Source organism: Comamonas sp. B-9, assembly GCF_000410635.1.
GTDB lineage: Bacteria > Pseudomonadota > Gammaproteobacteria > Burkholderiales > Burkholderiaceae_C > Comamonas.
This window is the reverse complement of the sequence record NZ_KE148555.1, coordinates 6,954-12,273: the sequence shown is the minus strand read 5'-3', so window position 1 is coordinate 12,273 and position 5,320 is coordinate 6,954. Positions and strand designations below refer to the sequence as shown.

The window sequence follows — 5,320 nt, the reverse complement described above, 5'->3', positions numbered from 1 at the left end:
ATCCAGTCGCCGCGCGTGATGGCCTCCTTGGCGATGCCCGCCAGGTTCAGTGCGCAGCGCTGGCCGGCCAGGCCGTGTTCGCTCGCCTGGTTCTGCGCATGGATGCTGCGCACGCGTACGGGCGCGCCGCTGGCCGAATGCACGAGGCTGTCGCCCACGGCCACCTGGCCATTGAAGACGGTGCCGGTGACCACCGTGCCCTGGCCGGGCAGGCTGAAGACCCGGTCCACCGCCAGGCGGAACAGCCCGCTGTTGGCGCGCTGGGGCATGGCCTGGGCCTGCTGGTGCAGGTGCTGGCGCAGCGCCCAGACGCCCGGGTCATCGGGCAGCGCCGCTGCGGTCTCAAAGATGGGCGCATCGGCCAGGTTGCTGCGGGCCAGGATGGCGGTGATCTCATCGCGCACCTCATCGATGCGGGCGCGCGGCACGCGGTCGACCTTGGTGAGCGCCACCGTGCCCTGGCGTATGCCCAGCAGCTGCAGGATTTCCAGATGCTCCAGCGTCTGGGGCATCACGCCGTCATCGGCGGCCACCACCAGCAGGGCATGGTCAATGCCCACGGCCCCGGCGGCCATGGTGTGCACAAATTTTTCATGGCCGGGCACATCGATGATGCCCAGCACATCGCCATTGGCCAGCGGGGTGTAGGCGTAGCCCAGCTCGATTGAAATGCCGCGCGCCTTTTCTTCCTTCAGCCGGTCGGTCTCCACGCCGGTCAGGGCACGCACCAGGGTGGTCTTGCCATGGTCGATATGGCCTGCAGTGCCGATGATCATGCCTGGCCGTCCTTGCCGCTGCTGCCCAGCGCCAGCTGCTGCAGGTTGGCGGCAAAGGCGGCCTGGTCAGCGGCTTCGAGGCAGCGCAGATCCAGCCAGAGCGCATCGTCGCGCAGCCGGCCGATCACCGGGCGCGGCAGCTGGCGCAGCGCGGCCTCGAGCTGCTGCAACAGGCGCCCGGCGCGCTTGCGCTCTTGGGGGCGCACGACCAGGCCATGGCTGGGAAGGCTCTCGACGGGCAATGCACCGCTGCCGATCTGGCTGGTCATCGCGGCATGCTCCACCAAATAGTCGGGGCCCAGCAAGGTTTGCAGCGGCGTCTGCAGCGCGATCGCCTGCTGCTCCATGGCGGCAGCCGGGCGGGTGAAGAGGCGCAAGGTGGTCAGGCGCTCGGCCAGTTTCTCGGGGTGCAGATAGAGGCGCAAGGTGGGCTCGAGCGCGGCCAGGGTGAGCTTGCCCACGCGCAGCGCGCGCTTGAGCGGGTTCTTCTTGATCTGGGCGATCAAGGCCTTGCTGCCGACGATGATGCCGGCCTGCGGGCCGCCCAGCAGCTTGTCGCCGCTGAAGGTCACGACATCGGCACCGGCCTCGATGGTCTCGCGCACGGTCACCTCATAGGGCAGGCCCCAGTCGCGCATATCGATCAGGGTGCCGCTGCCCAGATCCACGATCAGCGGCAGCTGCCGCGCATGGGCGATGCGCGCCACATCGGCCTCGGCCACCGACTTGGTAAAGCCGCTGATCGCGTAGTTGCTGCAGTGCACCTTCATCAGCGCAGCGCTGTGCTCGCCCAGCGCGGCTTCGTAGTCCTTCTCATGGGTGCGGTTGGTGGTGCCCACCTCGACCAAGCGGGCGCCGGCGCGGGTCATCACATCGGGGATGCGGAAGGCGCCGCCAATCTCGACCAGCTCGCCGCGTGAGACCACCACTTCCTTGTCGCGTGCCAAGGTGGACAGCACCAGCAGCACGGCAGCCGCATTGTTGTTGACGATGGTGGCCGCTTCGGCGCCGGTCAGGCGGCAGACCAGGTCTTCGACCAGGTCATCGCGGTCGCCCCGGCCGCCGTCGGCCAGGTCGTATTCCAGATTGCTGGGGGTCGCCAGCGCCTGCACCACGGCGTCAATAGCCTCTTGCGGCAGCAGCGCGCGGCCCAGGTTGGTGTGCAGCACCGTGCCGGTCAGGTTGTAGACGGCCTTGAGGCGCGGCGCAAACAGCTGCTGGAGCTTTTGCTCGGCAGCGTCCAGCAAGGCATCGGCATCTTCTGCGTCGCTGCCCGCCGCTGCCAGCCAGCGGCTGCGGGCCTCGCCCAGCGCGGTGCGGATGGCCTGTGTGCACTGGGCCTTGCCATAGCTGTCCAACAGCGCAGCGGTGCGCGGGTGCTGCAGCAGCTTGTCTACAGAGGGCAGGTGGGTCGGTGCGTTCATGGGCAAACCAGCTCAAACAGGGACTGAAATAAAAAAACGATGGGCTGCGGCAGCAGCGCCATCGTCCAGTATGGCATGGTGCCAAAACGTTCAGGTGCTCGGCAAGCGCTCAGTGCAGATCGGGCACGCTGCCATCGGCATCGGCCGCTTGCGGCTCGGCCACGGCCACAAACAGCAGCGGGTTGCCGCTGGCGCGCGAGAACGCGGTCTGCTCGCTTATCAAGAGGTCCAGCATCAGGCTGGCCAGGTCATCGGCCAGTGGCTCGGCCAGCGGGTCCTTTTCCTGGTTGACCAGCTTGCGGTAGCTGCCGCATTCGGTACAGGTCTCTGCCAGCACCACATCCTTACCGCCTTCCAGGCCCTGGTAGCGCACGCCCTTGGTCGATTCGCAGTGGCTGCATTTGACGCGCACCATATGCCATTCGGTAGCGCAGCAGCCGCAGTGCAGGTAGCGGTGGCCGGCCATCTTGCCGCCAATGCGCACCACGCCGGCAACCGGCTCGCTGGCGCAGACCGGGCAGATCGTGGCCGGGTCGGTAAAGGGGATGTCGGCCAGGCGCAGCTGGCTGGCGCGGGTGGCAAACACCACTTGCAGCGCAGCCATCACAAAGGGCGCCAGGCCCACATCGCGCGCGGCCAGCTCCTTGGTCAGGAGGCGCTTGGCCAGCGCATTGCGGTCCTCGGTGCCGCAGCGCTGCAGCTCGCCAATCAGCGGCTGCAAGGCCTCGGGCAGGCCATCGGCACTGGCCAGCTGGCCGAGCATGCCGTCCAGCACCTGGTGCCAGACGGGATCGAGGTGGTCGGCGGCGGGCAAGAGCGGCGACGAGTACTGCTGGGCCTGGGCGATGGCCGCTGCATCGGGCGCAGCCACCTGCAGGCCCTGGGCTGCTTTGTGCTGGGCATCCACCAGCTTGGCGATGAACAGCAGGTAGTCCGCAATCGGGTTGCCGTCGGCCAGCTGGCGAATGCGCTGGGCTCGGTCAAGAAACAGACTGCTGGTGTTGGGCAGCAGCACGCGTGGAAAACTGGTGTGGTCGAGCGACTCGATCTCACCGGGTTGAAGAATGCGTTGCATACGGGGATTTTCTCAAAAATCAACGCCGATAGTCCTGGCGGGGCTATCGGCGTTGGGGAGCAGGGCAGGGGGCGATGCGGGCAGAGCCTGGCCCGCTGCGGCACAGGGCCGCGGGACGGGCAGGCCTGCAAGGCGCATCAGGCGCCGTGCTTGTGGCTGGCGGGCTTGTCCAGGTCGGTGGTGTCGCCCGTCATGCGGCGGTACCACAGCGGATGGTGAAAGCGCGCCCAGGCGCGGGTCACCGTGCCGCGCGTCATTGCGCGGATCGTGCCCTGGGTCCAGATGGCCGCGTAGATGTGGGCGATGATCAGACCGATCAGGCCAAAGGCCGACAGCGCATGCAGCAGCGCCGCAGCGCGCACCACATTCACTGGCAGGTTCCACCAGGCGCGCCACATCAGAACGCCGGTCACCAACAGGCCCGCCATGCACAGCACCAGCATCCAGAACAGCACCTTCTGCCCACCGTTGTACTTGTCCACCGGTGGCATCTTCTCGTGCTCGCCGTTGACCAGCGCGGGCACGTTCTTGAGCCACTCCACATCGTTCTTGCGAATGATGTTGAGCTGCCAGAAGCGGAAGAACATCAGCACAAAGCCGACGGTCATCACCAGACCGATGTAGGGATGCAGGATACGGGTCCAGGGTCCGCCACCGAACAGGTTCGTCATGAAGAAGAACGAGGGGTGGAAGAACGCCAGGCCCGACAAGGCCAGCAGCACAAAGCTGATCGCGACCACCCAGTGGTTGACGCGTTCGCCAGCGGTGTAGCGTTGGAGATCACGGGTCTTGCTTTTCATCGTCCAGACTCCTCGTGGTGGTCGGCGCCCTTGTCCGCGCGCGCCTTGGCGGCTTCTTCCTCTTCCAGCTCCTCGGGCACTTCGATCGGGCCCTTGGTGATGTAGTGGAAGAAGCTGCCGACAGCGGCCACGCCCAGCGCTGCCAGCGCCAGTGGCTTGGCCACACCCTTCCACAGGCTCACCATGGGGCTGATCGATGGATCATCGGGCAGACCGTGGTAGAGCGAGGGCTTGTCGTTATGGTGCAGCACATACATCACGTGGGTGCCACCCACGCCTTGCGGATCATAGAGGCCAGCCTTGTCAAAGCCGCGCTCCTTCAAGTCGACAATGCGCTCCTCGGCACGCTCTTGCATGGCGGTCTTGGTGCCAAACATGATCGCGCCGGTCGGGCAGGTCTTGACGCAGGCGGGTTCCTGGCCCACGGCCACGCGGTCCGAGCACAGCGTGCACTTGTAGGCCTTGTGGTCCTTCTTGGAGATGCGCGGAATGTTGAACGGGCAGCCGGTCACGCAGTAGCCGCAGCCCACGCAGTTTTCCTCCTGGAAATCGACGATGCCGTTGGTGTACTGCAGGATGGCACCGGGAGAGGGGCAGGCCTTGAGGCAGCCCGGGTCTTCGCAGTGCATGCAGCCGTCCTTGCGGATCAGCCATTCCAGATTGCCGGTGGCTTCGTTTTCGTATTCGGAAAACCGCATCACCGTCCAGGAGTTGGCCGTCAGGTCGGTCGGGTTGTCGTAGACCCCGGCCGCTGCCGTGCCCACATCGTCACGCAGATCGTTCCACTCCATGCAGGCGGTCTGGCAGGCCTTGCAGCCGATGCACTTGGAGACATCGATCAGCTTGGCCACCTCGCCGCCGTGCGGGCTGCGCACGCTGGGCGATGGGGTGGTGGTGGCGGAGCGGCGCTTGATATCCAATGATTGAAGAGATGACATCGCTGCTCCTTAGATCTTCTCAACCTTCACGAGGAAGGTCTTGAACTCTGGCGTATTGCTGTTGCCATCACCCACAAACGGGGTGAGGGTGTTGGCGAGGAAGCCAGGCTTGGTCAGGCCCTTGAAGCCCCAGTGGATAGGGATACCCACGTGGTGCACCGTCTTGCCTTCGATCTGCATGGGCTTGATGCGCTTGGTCACCACCGCAGCGGCCTTGATGTAGCCCCGCTTGGAGCTGACCTTCACCATGGCGCCCGTCGCAATGCCGATCTCCTTGGCCAGCGCCTCGCCGATCTCGACGAACTGC

Annotated in this window: 6 protein-coding genes; all 6 read right to left on the bottom strand. The window is 65.9% G+C overall.

What is annotated here, in order from left to right; genetic code table 11:
* Window positions 1-776 (bottom strand): selenocysteine-specific translation elongation factor (selB, locus tag H928_RS27110; protein WP_043339584.1); only part of this gene is annotated, 776 nt, incomplete at its 3' end.
* Entirely contained in the window at window positions 773-2,200 is a 1,428-nt protein-coding gene (gene selA, locus H928_RS0110435; protein ID WP_021026454.1) for an L-seryl-tRNA(Sec) selenium transferase, read from the bottom strand. The genes selA and selB, both read right to left, overlap by 4 nt.
* Window positions 2,201-2,309: 109 nt before the next feature.
* Window positions 2,310-3,275 carry a formate dehydrogenase accessory protein FdhE gene (gene fdhE / locus H928_RS0110430; protein WP_021026453.1) on the bottom strand — a complete coding sequence of 322 codons (966 nt, stop codon included), beginning with the start codon at window positions 3,273-3,275 and terminating at the stop codon, window positions 2,310-2,312.
* Window positions 3,276-3,412: 137 nt separating this feature from the next.
* A complete protein-coding gene (locus tag H928_RS27105) occupies window positions 3,413-4,075 on the bottom strand; it encodes a formate dehydrogenase subunit gamma (protein ID WP_021026452.1) in 663 nt (220 codons plus the stop codon).
* Window positions 4,072-5,013, bottom strand: a complete 942-nt coding sequence (gene fdxH, locus H928_RS0110420) for a formate dehydrogenase subunit beta (protein ID WP_021026451.1) — start codon at window positions 5,011-5,013, stop codon at window positions 4,072-4,074. The genes H928_RS27105 and fdxH overlap by 4 nt, the downstream gene beginning before the upstream one ends.
* Before the next feature lie 9 nt (window positions 5,014-5,022).
* Window positions 5,023-5,320: molybdopterin dinucleotide binding domain-containing protein (locus H928_RS33190; RefSeq protein ID WP_239644931.1), on the bottom strand; the 298-nt coding region annotated here is incomplete at its 5' end.

Excerpts from the sequence above, each read along its gene's own strand:
- selA (WP_021026454.1), bottom strand. The coding sequence starts at position 2,200 with ATGAACGCACCGACCCACCTGCCCTCTGTAGACAAGCTGCTGCAGCAC.
- fdhE (WP_021026453.1), bottom strand. The coding sequence starts at position 3,275 with ATGCAACGCATTCTTCAACCCGGTGAGATCGAGTCGCTCGACCACACC.
- H928_RS27105 (WP_021026452.1), bottom strand. The coding sequence starts at position 4,075 with ATGAAAAGCAAGACCCGTGATCTCCAACGCTACACCGCTGGCGAACGC.
- fdxH (WP_021026451.1), bottom strand. The coding sequence starts at position 5,013 with ATGTCATCTCTTCAATCATTGGATATCAAGCGCCGCTCCGCCACCACC.